We start from the raw sequence: 573 nt of genomic DNA, 5'->3' as shown, positions 1-573 counted from the left end.
ATTTTCATCCAGTCAGACTTGGCGAATTTACCTGATTTTTTCCCTTTAACAGTACCCGCTTGACGGATAGCACCTGAGTATAATAATAATTGTTCTGTAATCGTCGTTTTACCAGCATCCGGGTGGGAAATGATGGCAAAGGTACGGCGTTTTGCTACTTCTTGCGTTAAGTTCATCCTCTTCATCCTTTTTCATTTTTATTATTGATTATGTCTTTATAATTTGTTGGGCGTATGATTTATATAGCGTGCTAAGCTAAACACACCTCCGAAAATATGCCTTTCTATAATACCACAGACATCAAGTAATTTAAAATTGCAAATCACATAATAATTATTCCCGCTTATGTTATAATGAGTCTATCATTTTTAGCACTAAATTCATTTTTTATTGAAGGAGAAATGGCATGAAGACCGTTTGGACCAATGATATCAATTCAGAGCCCTATAGGGACGCTTTAAAAGTTAGAAAAGAAGTCTTCGTAGACGAACAAGGTATCGATATTGACGAAGAAATCGATAAATACGAAGCAGATTGCTTACATATGGTTGGCTACAATAGCGATAATGAACC

At 35.6% G+C, this 573-nt stretch carries 1 protein-coding gene; it reads right to left on the bottom strand.

The window, feature by feature from the left end; translation table 11 throughout:
• Positions 1-185: GTP-binding protein (locus ACRCJ0_RS18755; RefSeq protein WP_431391710.1), on the bottom strand; the 185-nt coding region annotated here is incomplete at its 3' end.
• Between the last annotated feature and the right edge of the window lie 388 nt (positions 186-573).

This window comes from Aerococcus sp. L_32 (assembly GCF_050689315.1).
The sequence above is the reverse complement of the archived record's forward strand: the minus strand, read 5'-3'. Positions and strand labels throughout refer to the sequence as shown.